This window comes from Ditibartonella apis (genome assembly GCF_001952075.1).
In the GTDB taxonomy this organism is placed as follows: Bacteria; Pseudomonadota; Alphaproteobacteria; order Rhizobiales; family Rhizobiaceae; genus Bartonella; species Bartonella apis.
The window spans coordinates 425,224-441,191 of sequence record NZ_LXYU01000001.1; the positions used below are offsets into that span (position 1 = coordinate 425,224).

The window sequence follows — 15,968 nt, forward strand, 5'->3', positions numbered from 1 at the left end:
GAAATTCTATCGTTGAAGGAATATGATGAAACACGCCGCCATTCCGGATGAATTAAAAAGTCTCGACGAAAGATCCCGCGATATATTCAGGCGTATTGTCGAAACCTATCTGAACGAAGGAGACCCTGTCGGGTCGGCCAATCTGTCACGACAATTGCCACAAAGCCTCTCGCCGGCAACCATCCGCACAATTATGAGCGATCTCGAGCATTTAGGGCTTATCTACTCGCCCCATATTTCTGCCGGTCGTATGCCGACGCAATCGGGTTTGAGATTTTTTGTGGATGCTTTTATCGAAGTTGGCGACCTTCCGGCAGATGAACGCAAAGCCATAGAAACACAGGTTGAAGAAGCAGGGCATAGCCAATCGGTTGAACAATTTTTGACTGGTGCGAGCCAGATCCTCTCCGGTCTGTCGCGCGGTGCCGGACTGGTTTTGTCGACAAAAAATGAAGGAACACTCAAACATATCGAATTTGTGCGTCTTGATTCATCGCGCGCCATGGCAGTTCTCGTAACCCAAAATGGTGACGTAGAGAATCGTATTGTCAATTTACCCGAAGGGGTAACATTGTCACAATTGAGCGAGGCAACAAATTTTCTCAACGCACATATTCAGGGACGCACCTTAAGCGAAGCCAAAGCAGAAATCTCGAGGCAGAGAGAAGAGACCAAGGCCGCTCTTGATGAATTGTCGCAACATCTCGTCGATCAGGGGCTTGCCGTTTGGGGAGGCGAAGATCAGGGCCGTAAAACCCAGCTTATTGTGCGCGGGCGCGGCAACCTTCTGGAAGATGTGAAAGCTGCCGAAGATATTGAACGTTTGCGCCATCTTTTCGACGATCTTGAAACACGTGAAAGCATGATGCAGCTTCTTGACCTTGCCGAGGAAGGTTCAGGCGTTCGTATTTTTATTGGTTCGGAAAACAAATTGTTTTCGTTATCGGGCTCGTCGCTCATCGTTGCGCCTTATTGCGATTCAAACCAGCATGTTCTTGGCGCTCTCGGCGTTATCGGCCCGACCCGCTTGAACTATGCCCGCATTGTTCCGATGGTCGACTATACTGCCCAGCTTGTCTCGCGACTTCTCAAATAGATGTATTCGGGTAAATGTTTTAAAACTTCAGCTTCTATTGCACTTATCGGTTAGAGATGGGATACTTTCCGGATAGGCCCTGTCATTGTCCGCCCTTTCCGCAAGCCGCATCTGTTTTATCGGCTGCATTTGTTTTACGGAAAGTACAAAGGAGAGCATCCCATGAAAGCAGTTTTCATTCATGCCGTTGTACTACTCAATGCGTTTTTATTTTTCGCTATATCCGGATTGGCCGAACCTGTGCATTTTGTCCTGGCGCTCGCCCGCAGTACAACAACGCCGGCGGAAGAGACATTTACCTATGCCATACCCAAACAACTCAGTTATTTTTTAGAAGAAAATATCAATCCGACATTGCTTTATACTGATGGCTCCACGGCAGCGCTCCAAGCTGTTGCATCCGGTTCTGCCGATATTGCCTATGCATCTTCTGCCAATATTGCCGCCGCTGTCGACAAAGGTGTGCCACTCAAGGCATTTGCCGGAATAACGGTCAGATGGCCTTATTTTATCGGTGTCCCGAAAGGCTCAACTATCAAATCCATTGCCGATCTTAAAGGAAAACGGGTGGGCGTAATCAGTCTGGCTTCGGCTTCTTATGCCGATTTACGGGCGAATTTGAAAATTGCCGGCTTGAAAGAAAGTGACATTACAATTGTCCCCGTTGGTGCAGGTGCGCGGGCGGCAGCCGCGCTCAATGCGAGGGATATCGACGCAGTCGACAGCTATTCCGACAGTTTTACCGTTATGCGGCAAAACGGTGTTGAATTCGATCTTCTGCAACGTCCTGAAGAAATGAACCGCCTTTTCAGTGTTACTATGGTCACAAGCCAGAAGATATTCGATGACAAGCCGCATGAACTTTCGGCTTTTGCACGCGCTGCCTATAAAGGCATGATCTATACCAAACTTTATCCCGATAGCGCCTTGAAACTTGCTTTTAAAGAATTCCCCGAACTGGGAGGTTCTGATAATCCGACCGGACAGGATGCCAAAAATACTGCCGAAGCTATGGCCATAGCACTTGCCGATTCGGTACCGGCTGACAAACCGGATCCGGCAAATTGGGGAAAATGGCTTGATATTCCTGATGAACGCTGGCAAGCAGTTTTGTCTTTTGCGCATCAAACAGGTTCAACCGAACGCCTGCTTACTGTAAAGGATGTCTGGAACAATTCCTTGATGCCGGAAATTTATAATTTCGATATCAAGACAATTGTTAAAAAGGACTAACCCGTTTAAAGCGAAGGCTGTCGTTCTGAAGGATTGAGAAAACGTCTATGCCGTCTATCAAAAAGCCCCTTATCACCATCAAGGGATTGCACAAGAGCTATATAAGCAAAAAAGACGGCACGATTGATGCGTTGAAGAATGTCAATCTGGAAATTGCCGAAGGCGCTTTTATTGCACTTGTCGGGCCATCCGGCTGCGGCAAAACAACGTTACTCAAAATCCTCGCCGGTCTTGTGGACAATTTTGTCGGTGATGTGATGCTTAACGGCGTTGCCGTTACCCGTCCTTCGCCGGAAGTGGGATTTGTTTTTCAGGATCCTACGCTGCTCCCTTGGCGCACAATCCTGCAAAACATCCTGTTGCCGGTCGAATTGATGCATCTCGACAAAAGAGAGTACCATGACCGTGCTTTGATGTTGATGGAAACGGTGGGACTTAAAGGATTTGAAAACAAATTGCCAACCGAGCTTTCAGGCGGAATGCGCCAACGTGCCGGTATTTGCCGTGCCCTCATTCGAGACCCGAAAGTTCTGCTTATGGATGAGCCATTCGGGGCGCTTGATGCAATGACCCGCGAAGTTTTAAATGGCGAATTGCAAAATATCTGGCTTGAAAGCAAAAAAACTGTGCTTTTTGTTACCCATTCCATTCCGGAAGCGGTATTTCTTGCCGATAAAGTGGTGGTGATGAGCCCGCGCCCCGGTCATATTGAGGAAATTGTCGACGTCAAATTGCCCCGTCCGCGTGAACTTCAGGAATTGACAGATAAAAAAGTCGGAAAAATTTTAGGTCAAATAAGACAGCATTTTGAAAATTTTAGTATGAATTGTTGAACTGCTGTTGCATATCCATCAAATCCTGTGATTGAGAAATCGGCAAAACCGCAGAAAGGCTGGCAATGTTCAAAAATGAAAAAACACTTCAAGCATTGCTTGTTGTCGTTGTTTTTATTCTTGTTGTCGGCTTCTGGGAAACTTCGGTCCGGCTATGGGAGGTTCCTACCTATCTTTTGCCGCCCCCCAGCCTCATCTTCTACCAGCTTGTCCGGCTGATAAAGTCGACTCTTTTCTGGGATAATCTTGGTGTTACCATGGCTGAAGTTTTGCTCGGCTATATTTGCGGCATAGTGCTTGCGGCAATTCTTGGCGTTGCCATTTCGCAGGTTCGCGTTTTCCAGCTTGCGTTTTTGCCCTATATTATCGCCTTCCAGACGATACCGACCGTTGCTCTCGCCCCGATTTTTCTGCAATGGTTCGGCTATGGCATTGCATCAAAGATTGTTATGGCCGCACTTATTTCGTTTTTCCCGATGCTTATCAACGTGATCGCCGGTTTACAATCGGCCGGACGGGAAGAAATCCAGATGCTCAAGGCTTTCGGAGCCAACGAAATACAGATTTTGCTGAAAGTAAAATTGCCGGCTTCCCTGCCGTTTGTTTTTGCAGGTCTCGGCCTTGGCATTATCTTTGCCCTGATTGGTGCTATTGTTGCCGAGTTTGTCGGTGCGCAAAAGGGTTTGGGCAAAATGCTTATGCAATTTAACGAGCAATTCAACATTGCCGGACAATTTGCCATTCTGGTCATTCTGGCGCTTATTGGCGTTATCATGCATTTGATAGTCGGTTTTGCAAAACACAGAATCATTTTCTGGGGTGGACAAAGATAATCCGGAAATTCCACATTAGCCCTGCAACATATCACTTCAAAAAAACGTTATAATTGCCGCGCGAGAAAGAGAATTATTTGTTCCTTTTCCTGACATTTTAAGGAAAAATTGCCTTAAAATTTGAAAATGACACCCCGAAGCACAATTTAAGTGAAGAGAACTTTCTTTTATGCGCAAGTTGAGTTAGATACTCTTAGAAACGCTCTAAAGAGCGTCGAGTTTGATTATTGGAATTGACGGAATAGGCTTAGAGTTATGCGGATAAGGCTTGGAACACGGAAAAGTGCGTTAGCGCGCGTGCAAGCGGAAAGTGTGGCTAAGCTTTTGCGGGAGCTTGACCCTACATTAACAGTCGAAACGGTATTGCTTGGCTGTGTGGGAGACAAAGATAAGCACACAAGTTTTCAGGATATAGGCAATGTAGGGGTTTTCACAAAGAGTGGCGAAGAAGCTCTGTTGAACCGTGAAGTCGATGTCGTTGTCCATTCATTGAAAGATTTGCCGACCGTTCAGCCGGAAGGACTTGTTCTTGCCTCTGTGCCAAAACGTGAGGATCCGCGTGATGTTCTCTGCGGCTTAAAATTTGACGATATTCGCAGCAACCATCACAAAATCGGCACCGGTTCCATTCGTCGTGCCGCCCAGCTCAGGTCATTTTTTCCGGATATCGAAATTGTGCCGGTTCGTGGCAATGTACCGCCGAGATTGCGTCGCGCCGTTGATAAAAACGGCATTGATGCAACAATTCTTGCTGCTGCGGGATTGAAGCGGCTTGGTCTTTTTGAAGACAGCATGGAATGCCTCAATCCGCAAATGTTCCCTTATGCCGTTGCCCAAGGGGCTCTTGGTATAGAATGTCGTCAAGGCGACAGGGATATTTTGCGGCTTCTCAAAGCAATCGAATGCAAGAAATCGCGTGCAGAAACCGATGCCGAACGGTCATTGATGAAATATCTTGAGGCCGGATGTAACTTGCCTGTCGGCGTTTGCTCGACATGGAAAAATACGATGCTTTACATGAAAGCTACGGTAACCGGTGTCGACGGTTTGAAACAGGTTGTCGATTACGCAACGACATGTACTTACGGCGTGGAAGAAATGGGCAAGGTTCTGGCGGAACGGTTGCTTGATAAGGGTGCCGGCGAGCTGCTTCGTGCCTGCACGGCAAATAGCGACAAAAAAAAGGTTGAAAGCCTGCTCAAAGCTTAAATCCCTAAAAAATTCCACCCTATTGTCAATTAACGGTTAAAAGCAGGGGGCTTAAGGGTATTTGCGCCTTCCTTTTGCTGTTTGCCTCTTGATTTTTCTCGCTAAAATTTCGATATCGAATTTAACAACTATTATCGAGAAGTAGGAATCCTATGTCTGAGGAAAAAAAGAAGTCTGGTGAAAACGATATCAATAACCGCGACATAAAGAATCCGGCTGATAGAGATGCATTGAAGCGCGCAGCCGATGATTTCCTGAAACAACGGAAAGACGAAGCAAAAGCGGAAGTCGAAGATGATCAGGTTGCCGATGAAGGTGCTGATCCGGTTGCAGCTATGCAAGCCGAAAACGACGAATTGAAAGATCAGGTTTTACGCCTTGCTGCCGAAATGGAGAATTTACGCCGCCGCACAGCTCGTGATGTTGCCGATGCGAGAGCTTATTCCGTCGCCAATTTTGCACGTGATATGCTTCAGGTTTCGGATAATCTTAACCGTGCTTTGCAGGCGATCCCCGACGGTGCACGCGAGAAAGACGCCGGATTGAATGCTTTGGCAGAGGGCGTCGAAATGACAGAACGTGCCATGATGGCTGCTCTGGAGCGCAATGGCGTCAAAAAAATAGAGCCGGAAGGGCAAAAATTCGACCCGAATTTTCATCAGGCTATGTTTGAAATTCCGAATACCGATGTTCCAAGCAATACGGTTCAACAGGTTGTTCAGGCGGGTTATGTCATTGGTGACCGTGTATTACGTCCAGCAATGGTTGGTGTTTCCAAAGGTGGCCCCAAAGAAACAGCTGTTAAAAACGATTCGAACGACACTCACGATGAAAAGAAAGCCGATTAAAAGAAGGGTTTCATTCCAACCACAGGTCGGATTGTCTGCTATCTTATTCGTAATATTCTTTACAGGCGGGGATTTTCTCCGCCTTTTCATTTTGATATTTTTTCAAAGAACTCTTAATCAGAAACCGGATGACATGTTCCTGTCGTTACCTATTATCGGGCTCAAGAAATCTGGCCGGCAGAGCAATACCTGATCAAACGGTAATTATTTTGATGAATAACAATCACTCAGCAAGTGGATGACATTGGTAACGAAAAACCAACGTGATTGATATTGATAGCAAGTGATAATGTTCGTTTTAAAATCCTGACATGAATGGCGAGCGTTAAATCAGCCAAAAAGCATGCACTTTCCTGTTCTTTTCAGGCCCTTATTCAAGTTTTAAGCGCTGCCTGAATGCGTTCTTAATCTCAAAAACTTCAAAGTCCGAAAATACATAACCCCCGCAGCAACGACATTAAGCACGTTCTGGCTATAAACGCACGTTTTGTTCTTCAAAGCTTTTGCTTTGCTCAAAAAAGTTTGACCACGGTTTTAGTTTGCAACAACGAAACAGGAATAAGCTTGAGCGGTTATTTTACCACAGGCTGCATTTGCTTCGCTTTCACTTCTGAACGAACCAAACCGGACGCGATAAACTTGTTTGCCGTCCACATTTGCCGGCTCGACATGACCGAGTGATGCCACTTTCGAATCAGTCAAAGATTTTTTTACTGTCTTCAAAAAGCCTTCAGCTGAACTTTTATCGGGCAATGCAGCCACCTGCACAATGTAATTTGCCTGAATTTCGTTTTTTAAAATTTCGGTCACAGTCTTTTTGCCATCATCGGCATAAGCCATTGTTGTCGGCGCGGTTTCCATCTTGACCGTTTTTTTAACCGGAATGGAGATTGTCGAACGCGTTTCAACTGTTGTTTTCGCTGTCTCCGCGGTGCGATTGCCACGCTGTGAAACCGAGGCTGTTACAATCTCTGCATTTTTCGCGTCAGATTGCGCAATTTTCGGCTGCGGTTGCCCCCGCCAAGCCGATTGGGCGACATTCCATTGTGCGAAAATACGCTTTTTCGTCGTGCGACTTGCGCTATTCATATAAGCATTGGCAAGCAAAACAACGACATCATCACGCTGACGACCGGATGTGCCACCAAGCACAACAATAACCAGTTTTTTCCCGTCCTTGGCAATGCTCGTGGTAATTGTAAAACCCGCAAGCCCTGTAAATCCGGTCTTCAACCCGTCTGCGCCGTCGATTCTATCAAGTACTCTGTTATGGCCTTTATAGACCTGACCACGGTAAGTGAATTCGCGTTGACTGAAAAGGTGATAATATTGCGGAAAATGATCGCGCATGGCAATTGACATCAAGGCAATATCACGAGCTGTCGAAACATGGCCTTGCGCAGGCAAGCCATTCGGGTTTCTGAAAGTGGTATTGCGCATACCGAGGCTTCTTGCCTTGAGTGTCATAACCCGTGCAAAATTCTCTTCGCTGCCACCAAGATACTCGGCCACAACAACAGCTGCATCATTGGCTGAAAGAACAATCATCGCATTGACTGCATCGCGTACAGAAAGTCTGGAACCGGCAGGCATACCAAGTTTCATACGCGGCCGGCTTGCGGCATGTTTGGATACCGGCATTTCCGTGTTCCAACTCAATCTGCCACTCTGGATTGCATCAAAAACGAGATAAAGAGTCATCACTTTGGTGATAGATGCAGGGGGACGAATCTCGTCGGCTCTGTTTGCAAACAGCACGTTACCGGTGTTGGCATCGACCACAATTGCCGGAAGTTCCACTGAATTCGATTTGGCCTGAACTGGTGCAAGAGCAAAAAACAGGATGCTTGCAACCGCAATAAACACCGCGATCGAAAACCGTAAAATTCTAAAAAGATGCATCAGTCTACCCTGCCTGAACCTAAGCAATATGAAATAACAAACGCAAAGAACCTAGCTCTTTATATCATGCGGCATAAGAACGTTTACGTTAAGACCCGGTCCTGTAACAACGTTAATTTTTAGTAAATAACGCCGGTGAGTCGTATTTCATAAATTTTGTTATACAGGATTCAAGATGATAATCAACCTATCGATTTTGACACTCATAGGAAATTCCATATAAACAGCATTCATTACTCTATATTTTATATTAATTTTAAATATAGAATTCTTCTATATATATTTTAATTTATGGTTTTTAACCATTAAAAATTTATATATTATTTTTAAATTACTTCATCACTCATATGCTTCATTGTAACAAAACTTGAAGACACGCAGGATAAAAGCTGTCCTTTTATCAAACACAATGCTGCCACAGCTTTATAATTTTTCGTTTTTTTGCTAATCCTGTCAGCCGATAGTTCAAGGCTTAAAAGAAGAACCTACTCATGGGTAAATGACCTGCCGAACTTCATTTGTTGATATATTTTTTTAGAGTTTTGCATTTCCAAAAATACTTCCCCCAAAATAATCGGGTTAGCAGAAATATGAAAAACGATGCCTCAATCCTGTAAATGCAAAAAACTGCAAGCTTGCTGCAAAATGACGACACCGTTCTTCCAAATCAGCATCAACAGCGGTCGCGGGTAAAACAAACTCCCGATCATCTTTCGGATTGACCGGCGAAGGAATTGAAAACAAAATTCCCGAATATAAAAGCCTCTCAATTCACAGTTGAACAGGTTTATTAACGGCTGGAATAAACGTTCCCTTTTCGAAGAAAAACACGATGGTGTCCGCGGTGGGATTCGAACCCACGACCCCAGGATTCATACCACTTCGACTTTCATCGCCGGTCAAAAAATTTTCGACCGTTTGTGGTCTGGACTGTCCCTTCACCATCGGCAAAAACCATAAGGTGCTGCCCGTCCAGTCTCTACACCTTCCCTTTGTGAGGGCTTGGCTCGGGATTGGCAATGGCCTGAGCCATAAAGCGTTCCCCGACTTTGAGCAGATCCGCTTCAAAAGTTTCCTTGAGAGGCGCCCAATTTTATTTCAGGAATCCTGTGCTCTATCCTGCTGAGCTACGCAGACTTCATCGTAGTTGAAGCATTAAACAATATAGCCGCCACGATCAATCATTTTTCGCCAAGTTTCTGTTTAAGAAACGTCAACACTTTTTCCGGCGGCACATTTTTTGCAATGAATGACAGGCCCAATCCGCGTGTGAGAATAAAAGTCAGGCTGCCATGCTCGACTTTCTTGTCTTGCGAGATAATTTTCATCAATGTTTCGGCATCGGGTACGCCACCCGGCACATCCTGCAAAGCCACAGGAAGACCAACACTATTCAAATGGGTTTCAACACGCGTTGCAACATCGGCCGGACAAAGTCCCAGAAAGTTTGAAAACTGGTGTGCGAGAACCATGCCGATCGACACGCCCTCCCCATGCACAAGCCGGTTCGAATCATAATTTGTGACTGTTTCGAGTGCATGGCCGAAAGTGTGCCCCAAATTCAATAGAGCACGCTCACCTGTCTCACGTTCATCATGAGCAACCACATCGGCTTTGGAACGACAGGAACGGGCTATTGCCTCAACCCGTTCATGCCCGCCAAGAAAAATTTGCTTCCAGTTTTTTTCTAACCATTCAAAAAAGTCGGGCTGATTGATCAATCCGTATTTGGCTACCTCGGCATAGCCGGCTCTGAATTCACGTTCGGGAAGCGTATCAAGAATTTCTGTGTCGGCAATCACCAGTTTTGGTTGATAAAACACTCCAATCAGATTTTTCCCCTGTCGGGTATCAATGCCGGTCTTTCCCCCGACCGACGAATCAACCTGCGCAAGGAGCGACGTAGGAATCTGGATAAGATTCATGCCTCGACGAACTATTCCGGCTGCAAATCCCGCGAGATCGCCAACCACACCACCGCCAAATGCAATGACAAAATCGCCACGTTCCATTCTGTTATCAAGAATGTTACTTGTCACAGCTTCCAAAGTTTCAAAACACTTCGATTTTTCGCCAGCCTTGACAACAATTGGAACCACATCAATGCCACTATCGCGCAAACTTTGTGTCAGCATACCGAGGTGCAATGCCGCAACATTTTCATCAGTTACGACAACGACACGTTTTCCCGGAAAACGTCGTGCAATTTCTTTGCCTGCCGAAACAACCAGACCGGAGCCTATCAGAATATCATAACTGCGTTTGCCCAATGTGACTTCGACTGTCTGATTTTGCATTTTTAAGCTGTCCTTTATTGTTGTTTTCCGGGTTTTGAAAGATAGCCGTCGACAGAACGCACAACAGAGCGTGCCACCACGTCGCGACGCGTTTTCCGGCTGCTTACCCGAATATCTGCCAAAGCATAGACCGGATAACGATCGGCCATAAGTTTTTCCATAAAGGCACGTGGATCAGGCCTTTGCAATAACGGCCGATTCTGGCGATGGGAAACCCGCTCCATCAATACATCAAGCTCGGCGTGAAGCCAGATAGAAATGCCCTTTTCGGCAATTGCTTTACGCGTTTCCTCGTTCATATAGGCGCCACCGCCCGTGGCAAGCACCATCGGGCCGTCTTTCAACAAGCGCAAAATAACCCGTCGTTCAAGGTCACGAAAAGCCGGTTCACCATAAGATTCGAATAATTCCGGTATCGTCATACGAGCCGCTTGCTCGATCTCGTAATCTGCATCATGAAAGGGAAGTTCCAACATCGTGGCAACGCGTTTGCCGATTGTAGATTTGCCTGCCCCCATAAGACCGACAAGAACAAGCGAACGCCCGTCCAGATGCGAGATCAGACGATGCGCAGTTTTTGCCATGGGGCCATTTTTTGAAAATCTGCTTTTCATGGTTTCGTTTCGACATTTATCGCAGAATAAGTCAATCCCTGTTAATCTTTATAAGGCATGATAGTCTTTAAAACTTTTTCAATTTTGGATAATTTTCTGCTGCTATGCCGACTCTTACCCGTTTATTGCTTGCCTTGATCGTTTTGGTTGTGCTGGTTTACAGTGCAATGGTCACACTCGTCTATCTCGTTAAACCGGTTACAACCGATATCACGATCGAAATCCAGCCGGAAAATCTGCATCTGCGTGACCGGTCTGCTACTTTGGAAAATGCGACCCCGCAACAACCGGCAAATGGTGAATCAAGCGAAACAAAAACACCTGCCGGTCAATCACCCGCCATGAATGACCGGAAAGTTGATCAGCTGAACACATCAATGCCTGTAAAAAATAACCCTGATTTAAAAGAATCCGATAAATCCGGAGATGAGCAGTCAGCCGTTAGACAAGAAGACAATAAAACAAAAAGTTCTGCCACTTACTCGCCTTCAAAAACCTCGCCTTCGAAAACAAAGAAGGATGACAAATGAATCTTGCGGCAACAATTGACAATTTCCTTGAAATGATGAGTGCCGAACGTGGCGCTTCAAAAAATACTCTTGAAGCCTATCGACGTGATCTCTTTTGGGCGAATGAACAACTCGCCGCTTTCAAAACAAACCTGCTTGAAACAGGCAGAGATCAACTTGTTAAAATTTTGGCATCCATGCAAAATGACGGCTTTGCAGCAACTTCACAAGCAAGGCGTTTGTCGACTATACGCCAGTTTTTCCAATTCCTTTATGCAGAAGGTCTCCGTGATGACGACCCTTCGGGTAATATCGACACCCCGAAAAAACGGGCGAATTTGCCAAAGATTATCAGCGAGAAACAGGTTGATAAGCTGCTTGATCTTGCTGAAACATATGCCAAACGTGCAGATGCATCACCGGCTGAACATAAAAGAGCGATGCGTCTTCACACCATTGTTGAACTGCTTTATGCCACAGGTTTACGCATTAGCGAGCTTGTAAGTTTGTCTGCCCGTGTTGTTCGTGGCGGACCGGAATTTTTACTGGTGCGTGGCAAAGGCGCAAAAGAAAGAATAGTTCCGCTTTCCGAAAAAGCCGGACAAGCAGTCAAGGAATGGTTGGAACTACGTGACAAAACGTCCGACAGTAATAGCCCTTATCTTTTCCCTGCCCATGCCGGTCAGGGCTATATCGCCCGACAGCTTGTTGCGCGCGAATTGAAAGCTCTTGCTGTTGAAGCCGGAATCAGCGCCCATAACATTTCGCCGCACGTTATAAGACACGCTTTTGCCAGCCACTTGTTGCAACATGGTGCAGATTTACGCGTTGTACAACAATTGCTCGGCCATTCCGATATATCAACAACACAAATCTATACCCATGTTCTTGAAGAAAAGCTGCAAAGTCTCGTAAATGAGCATCATCCGCTTGCCGAGCGGTCTCATGCAGAGTAAAGAAAAAAGTTATGTGCTTTGTAAGAAACCGTAAAAGCTTGCAATAAACTTGAAAATGGTACGATAAAAAGCCGAAGAGTACGACAAAAGTTGGAGCCTATGTACAATTACCTTGATTTCGAAAAGCCGGTTGCCGATCTGGAAGGGCAAATCTTCGAACTGAAAAAAATTGCCCAGGAAAAGGGCAGTGTTGACATGGGCGACGAAATCCCGCGTCTGGAAGAGCGCGCGCAAACAGCCTTGCGCGATCTTTATAAAAAACTGACACCTTGGCAAAAAGCCCAGGTTGCACGCCATCCTGACAGGCCACATTTCCTTGATTATTCAGCCGAACTTTTTACCGACGTGACACCGCTAGCCGGTGACCGCAAATATGGCGAAGATGAAGCAATCCAGGCAGGCTTTGCCCGTTTTAACGGTCAGGCAATTGCCTATCTCGGTCAGGAAAAGGGTTACGACACCCAATCGCGCTTGCGCTATAATTTCGGTTCGGCCCGCCCCGAGGGATACCGCAAAGCCGTACGTATTATGGAATTGGCCGACCGCTTTTCGCTTCCCGTTATCACGCTTGTCGATACTGCTGGTGCCTATCCCGGGGTAAGTGCTGAAGAACGTGGGCAAGCCGAAGCCATTGCCCAGTCAACGGCAGAAACCTTGCGTCTGAAAGTACCGGTTGTCTCGGTCATTATCGGCGAAGGTGGTTCGGGTGGCGCTATAGCCATTGCTGCTGCCAATAAGGTTTATATGCTTGAACACGCCATCTATTCGGTTATTTCTCCTGAAGGAGCCGCCTCGATTTTGTGGCGCGATGCTACCCGCGCAAAAGATGCCGCAACGGCTATGCATATTACTGCACAGGATCTTTATAAGCTGAAGATCATTGACGGTATTATTCCCGAACCGCTCGGTGGCGCCCATCGCAATAAAAAAGAAGCGATTGATGCAACCGGCCAGGTGATCGAAGCGGCCTTAAAAGGTATGGCCGGAAAAGATGGTGATACCTTGAAAAGAGAACGCTGGGATAAATATCTCGAAATCGGGCGTTCACTGTCGCAAAAATAGCGATCAGAAATTTGTAAACTTTGCTCTATTAATGGCGATAGAAAAACAAACATTGCGATCATTGCAATGATGTTCATGTAAAAATCTATGTTTCACGTGAAAACATGGATTTTTATATTTTCATTTTCCAATATTCGAAACCCTGTTTCCATAAGCTCGGAAAAGCCGACCGATAATTTTGAAATTTTGGCGATGAATATTCACTGCTATCCATCTTCATCGTCTGTCCAAGTTTAAAAGCCTCAAACTCCGAACCGCTTGCGATTTTGACGGTTCATGTCCGATAGATAAATAAAAATCTGATGGCACCTCTTCAAACGGGAAAAAGTCATAGCCCTACTCAACTCTCCACAATCCTTAGATAATCACGCCAAATTTATAAGCCCAAGAATATTTCTCGACACACGCAATTCATTAGGACAACAAACAGAATGGCAAAACGGAAATCATATTTGTTGTTTTTAAAGAGAGATGTAGCTTTTGCCAAAAGGTGCGTTTTCGACCCATGGAATTAACGAGGCGAGAGACGAAAGAAAGTCACAGCCTTTCGCTATTCCTATTCAGATTCGAGATTGGAATTTGGTGATTTTCCTTAATAAATCACGCAATTTTCTCGCCGACTCATTTTCATTGAATTGTCTTTTTATCGAGTGACAAGTGCGGGTTGCGACCTTGTAATAGACCCTAGGGTTATCAATTTGGTTTCGCGTGAAATAAAGGGTAAAATCCGTTCCATTGTACGTCTGGAAACGGCAATACAGCCTTCAGTCGGCGAAAAATCCGGCCGTGCAAGATGAAAAAAAATAGCACTGCCGCAGTTTTGAATCCTGCGACGGATATTCCAATCCGGTATCAATACGATGTCGTAAAGGCCATCACGGCGACACAGCCTTTCAGCACTATTTTTGTAAGGTAGTCTCACTGGACGATTATAATTTGTGTCCCATGACTGATCACACCAACCATCAGATGGTTTAACATGGTGGAGCTTCAGCAAATGATGTGGTAAGTTAGGAAAGTTATTTTTTTTAAACCCTCCGAGAATCGGCATGACAGCAATGGGTGTTGCACCGTCTCCTTCCCTTTTTCGGGTGGTCAAACCGTTTCTACCCAACGCGCAGGGGAAACGATATTGACCGATTGCCAATATCCCTTGCGTTGTGACACCGCATTTCTTGCGCACAAAAATAAACGGAACAATTTTTGGTGTTTTTAACGGATTTCTGATTAAAGGCACTTGCATGATGTTCAGTTTTTCGTGATTGTGACTGCAATTATTACATAACGCTTGATAGCGTTTTTTATAAGGACAGAAAATGACCGATCGCACCCTTTTGATTGTAGATGATGACGAGGATCTGCGCTCTATTCTGGTAGAGCAACTACAAATGCACGAAGAATTCAACGTTCTTCAGGAAAGTACGGCTGCAAAAGGTCTTGAAACCGCAAGAAACGGGAATGTCGACCTTATTATTATGGATATCGGTCTGCCTGATCTTGATGGGCGCGAAGCTGTAAAGAAATTGCGTCAGGAAGGATTCCGCGCACCTATTATTATGCTTACAGGCCATGATACCGATTCGGATACAATTCTCGGTCTTGAAGCCGGAGCCAACGACTACGTAACGAAGCCGTTCCGATTTGCTGTTCTTCTTGCCCGTATTCGTGCCCAATTGCGTCAACACGAGCAAAGTGAAGATGCAACGTTCCAGGTGGGGCCTTACACGTTCAAACCCGGGCAGAAATTGCTAATAGATGATAAAGGAAGCAAAATCCGCCTGACCGAGAAAGAAGCGGCTATTATTAAATTTCTATATCGCGCAGGCGATAGTGTTGTCAGCCGTGATACGCTTCTGGAAGAAGTGTGGGGCTATAATTCGGGTGTAACAACGCACACGCTTGAAACCCATGTTTATCGCCTCCGCCAAAAAATTGAAAAAGATCCTGCCAATGCGCAGATATTGATAACTGATAGTGGCGGATATAGATTGAATCCTTGAGTTTTAAGCGAATCCGGATTGACCTGATTTGCGAAAACAGATGCGGATGAAACCTTAAAAATGAATTGTCCTTTCGGATAAGGACAGTTCGATAAAACAGGGAGTTTTCGTTGGCTATAACCGACGACATTGCTTTGCTGAAGAAATTCGATTTTTTCAGTAAGATGACAACAGAACAGCTGCGTTTGTTGATTTTTGGTGCCGAGCGCAAAGAATTTGCGGCTGGCGAAATAATCTTCAAAGAAGGAGATCCCGCTGAAAGCGCTTATGTAGTGCTATCGGGAACAGTCAACCTCTACCGGCAAAATCATCCCGACCAGCCGATTGATATCGTCAATAAAAATGCACTTCTCAACGAGCTTGCTTTAATTACTGAAGTCAGTCGTCCATTTACAGCCATTGTGCAAACCCATTCGACTGCATTGAAAATCGATCGGTCTGTCTTTTTGCGTTTGATAAACGAGTTTCCTGAAATAACACAGAATATTTATGACTATGTAAGCGAACGTATTCGTGAACTTGCAAGCAATATCAATCATTTGCAAGATGTCCAGCAGGATTGAAGCGGTTTTTTCA

15 protein-coding genes are annotated in these 15,968 nt (G+C 45.6%); 11 read left to right on the forward strand and 4 right to left on the reverse strand.

Annotation, left to right across the window (positions count from 1 at the left end):
• Window positions 1–25: 25 nt before the first annotated feature.
• The 6 genes from hrcA to grpE all read left to right on the forward strand — a co-directional run bounded on the left by hrcA (window position 26) and on the right by grpE (window position 6,052).
• Window positions 26–1,096: a heat-inducible transcriptional repressor HrcA gene (hrcA, locus tag PEB0122_RS01830; protein ID WP_075913971.1), complete on the forward strand. Its 1,071-nt coding sequence runs from the start codon at window positions 26–28 to the stop codon at window positions 1,094–1,096.
• 162 nt (window positions 1,097–1,258) lie between these two features.
• Entirely contained in the window at window positions 1,259–2,329 is a 1,071-nt protein-coding gene (locus PEB0122_RS01835) for an ABC transporter substrate-binding protein (protein ID WP_075915345.1), read from the forward strand.
• 47 nt (window positions 2,330–2,376) lie between these two features.
• Window positions 2,377–3,162 (forward strand): ABC transporter ATP-binding protein, encoded by a 786-nt coding sequence (locus PEB0122_RS01840; protein ID WP_075869532.1) that lies wholly within the window; start codon window positions 2,377–2,379, stop codon window positions 3,160–3,162.
• A gap of 65 nt (window positions 3,163–3,227) precedes the next feature.
• On the forward strand, window positions 3,228–3,995 hold the full coding sequence (locus PEB0122_RS01845; protein ID WP_075869531.1) for an ABC transporter permease: 768 nt from the start codon (window positions 3,228–3,230) through the stop codon (window positions 3,993–3,995).
• 255 nt (window positions 3,996–4,250) lie between these two features.
• Entirely contained in the window at window positions 4,251–5,204 is a 954-nt protein-coding gene (gene hemC / locus PEB0122_RS01850; RefSeq protein WP_075915346.1) for a hydroxymethylbilane synthase, read from the forward strand.
• A gap of 152 nt (window positions 5,205–5,356) precedes the next feature.
• The gene (gene grpE, locus PEB0122_RS01855; protein ID WP_075869529.1) at window positions 5,357–6,052 is read left to right on the forward strand and encodes a nucleotide exchange factor GrpE; all 696 of its coding nucleotides are present in this window, start codon (window positions 5,357–5,359) and stop codon (window positions 6,050–6,052) included.
• A 534-nt stretch (window positions 6,053–6,586) separates the two neighbouring features.
• Here the strand turns inward: grpE and PEB0122_RS01865 are convergent.
• The 3 genes from PEB0122_RS01865 to PEB0122_RS01875 all read right to left on the reverse strand — a co-directional run bounded on the left by PEB0122_RS01865 (window position 6,587) and on the right by PEB0122_RS01875 (window position 10,835).
• On the reverse strand, window positions 6,587–7,954 hold the full coding sequence (locus tag PEB0122_RS01865; protein ID WP_075915348.1) for a serine hydrolase: 1,368 nt from the start codon (window positions 7,952–7,954) through the stop codon (window positions 6,587–6,589).
• Between the two features lie 1,181 nt (window positions 7,955–9,135).
• Entirely contained in the window at window positions 9,136–10,251 is a 1,116-nt protein-coding gene (aroB, locus tag PEB0122_RS01870; RefSeq protein WP_075915349.1) for a 3-dehydroquinate synthase, read from the reverse strand.
• 14 nt (window positions 10,252–10,265) lie between these two features.
• The gene (locus PEB0122_RS01875; protein WP_225867789.1) at window positions 10,266–10,835 is read right to left on the reverse strand and encodes a shikimate kinase; all 570 of its coding nucleotides are present in this window, start codon (window positions 10,833–10,835) and stop codon (window positions 10,266–10,268) included.
• Between the two features lie 134 nt (window positions 10,836–10,969).
• Here PEB0122_RS01875 and PEB0122_RS01880 point away from each other — a divergent pair, with 134 nt between their 5' ends.
• The 3 genes from PEB0122_RS01880 to PEB0122_RS01890 all read left to right on the forward strand — a co-directional run bounded on the left by PEB0122_RS01880 (window position 10,970) and on the right by PEB0122_RS01890 (window position 13,392).
• Window positions 10,970–11,395, forward strand: coding sequence for a hypothetical protein (locus PEB0122_RS01880; protein WP_075915350.1), 426 nt, complete (start codon window positions 10,970–10,972; stop codon window positions 11,393–11,395).
• On the forward strand, window positions 11,392–12,330 hold the full coding sequence (locus PEB0122_RS01885; RefSeq protein ID WP_075915351.1) for a site-specific tyrosine recombinase XerD: 939 nt from the start codon (window positions 11,392–11,394) through the stop codon (window positions 12,328–12,330). Before PEB0122_RS01880 ends, PEB0122_RS01885 begins: the two co-directional genes overlap by 4 nt.
• 99 nt (window positions 12,331–12,429) lie before the next feature.
• Complete coding sequence (locus tag PEB0122_RS01890) at window positions 12,430–13,392, forward strand: acetyl-CoA carboxylase carboxyltransferase subunit alpha (protein ID WP_075869523.1); 963 nt, start codon at window positions 12,430–12,432, stop codon at window positions 13,390–13,392.
• Window positions 13,393–14,035: 643 nt separating this feature from the next.
• Here the strand turns inward: PEB0122_RS01890 and PEB0122_RS01895 are convergent.
• The gene (locus tag PEB0122_RS01895; protein WP_075915352.1) at window positions 14,036–14,635 is read right to left on the reverse strand and encodes a L,D-transpeptidase family protein; all 600 of its coding nucleotides are present in this window, start codon (window positions 14,633–14,635) and stop codon (window positions 14,036–14,038) included.
• 73 nt (window positions 14,636–14,708) lie between these two features.
• Here PEB0122_RS01895 and PEB0122_RS01900 point away from each other — a divergent pair, with 73 nt between their 5' ends.
• Together PEB0122_RS01900 and PEB0122_RS01905 are read left to right on the forward strand one after the other, a co-directional pair.
• Window positions 14,709–15,392: a response regulator transcription factor gene (locus PEB0122_RS01900; protein WP_075869521.1), complete on the forward strand. Its 684-nt coding sequence runs from the start codon at window positions 14,709–14,711 to the stop codon at window positions 15,390–15,392.
• A gap of 110 nt (window positions 15,393–15,502) precedes the next feature.
• Window positions 15,503–15,955: a Crp/Fnr family transcriptional regulator gene (locus PEB0122_RS01905; RefSeq protein WP_075869520.1), complete on the forward strand. Its 453-nt coding sequence runs from the start codon at window positions 15,503–15,505 to the stop codon at window positions 15,953–15,955.
• Window positions 15,956–15,968: the final 13 nt, after the last annotated feature.